Here is a 1403-nt window from a genome sequence, read left to right on the forward strand (position 1 = left end):
CATGCGTCTTTAGCTAAGCCTCACCCCTCGGTTGTGTAGCGGTTGCGAGCGTCTCCTGTAGTATCGGTCGTTGGTCGTGGATTTTCTGTGCATCTTCGATAAGACGCTCCAACAGCGGTGGTGGCGAGTAGCCGAGGAAGTCACCCAGATCGTCGAGGATGAGCTGGGCGTGCGACCGGAAGGTCGCCGCCCAGCGCCCTGGTGGAAACACAGCGTCGTCATCGGCGCACTCTGTCACCAGTGCCAGCAACTCACGGCTTACTAACAGCGACAACAGCGCCGCATACACCAGAATCTTCACGATGTGCTCTTTCGTTGTATCGAACTCATCCAGTTCGTACTGCGTCTTGAGTTCCCGAAACAACCGCTCAACAGCCCACCGACACCGATAGATCGTCGCTAAATCTTCCGGTAGAAACTCCTCACGCGGCAGATTTGTGATGTAGAGATGATAATCGTCGGCGTCCTCATCGCGGACGCCGACGACACGGAATTGTTTGGTATCCAGCGACCGAGTTCCGTTGTACTTCCCTCGCTTGAATTCGGCCTCCACTTCTACATCGATGTACTTCCGGTAGAGATCGTCAACAACATCGTGGATCTGCTTGCCCTCCAGGGGAATGGCGTCGCCACGCCATTCCCGTAACTCGTCCGTTACAACCGGGTTTGCGTCGGGTTTCAGCCGACTCACGAAGTAGCCATCGTTCTCATCGATCAACGCGAACCGTCGGTACTTGAAGTACGCCTGGTCGAACAGTACCAGCCGCTGTTCGAGCCACGAGCCAGTGTCGAACTCAGTGCTGTCGTGTGCTTTCTCGTCAGTGATGCTGAACCGTTCCAGCATCTGATCGCTCGGGTTATGGAGCAGGTGGAGCCGTGCTCCAGCCTGCTCCTCGTTGCGCCCTTCGAACTCATCAGAGAGGAACTGATGCAGGCGCAACACCGTTCCATCAGCAATCATTACGTCCCTGAATCGGTCGAACTGATCGGTCACGGTGTGTGGAACAGCGACCTCGTCGAGGCCGTACTCGACGAGGTCGCGGAGATACTCGGCCAACGACGGCGTCAATCGCTGGTAGTAGCCGCCGGGTGACAGTGATTCATCAGCTGTGGAGTTGTAGCTCCGGCGGAAGGCTGCGAGCGTTCGGCTCTCGCCAGTGGCGAAGCCGAACGCAAACGACCACACGAGCGGTGGGATCTGGAGCTTGCCCTCTCGTTCGATCACGCCGACAGCCTCGGCGTGATCTTCCAGAGCAGCAGAGGGAAAGAGGGTAGTAAGCCGACGTTCAATTCTGTCTGAGGAGGGAGTGTTGGACACACTTGTCCCCTCCTCAATCCTCTCGAAAAGATGCCTCGATAAGCCACTGCTGTCTGGCGGTTCGTCACTTAGCTAAAGACGCATG

Annotated in this window: 1 protein-coding gene; it reads right to left on the reverse strand. The window is 56.9% G+C overall.

Features of this window, described 5'->3' with window-relative positions; translation table 11 throughout:
- Positions 1-13 precede the first annotated feature (13 nt).
- The gene (locus BSG09_RS20050) at positions 14-1318 is read right to left on the reverse strand and encodes an IS4 family transposase (RefSeq protein ID WP_092936261.1); all 1305 of its coding nucleotides are present in this window, start codon (positions 1316-1318) and stop codon (positions 14-16) included.
- Between the last annotated feature and the right edge of the window lie 85 nt (positions 1319-1403).

This window comes from Natrinema hispanicum, from assembly GCF_900111485.1.
In the GTDB taxonomy this organism is placed as follows: domain Archaea; phylum Halobacteriota; class Halobacteria; order Halobacteriales; family Natrialbaceae; genus Natrinema; species Natrinema hispanicum_A.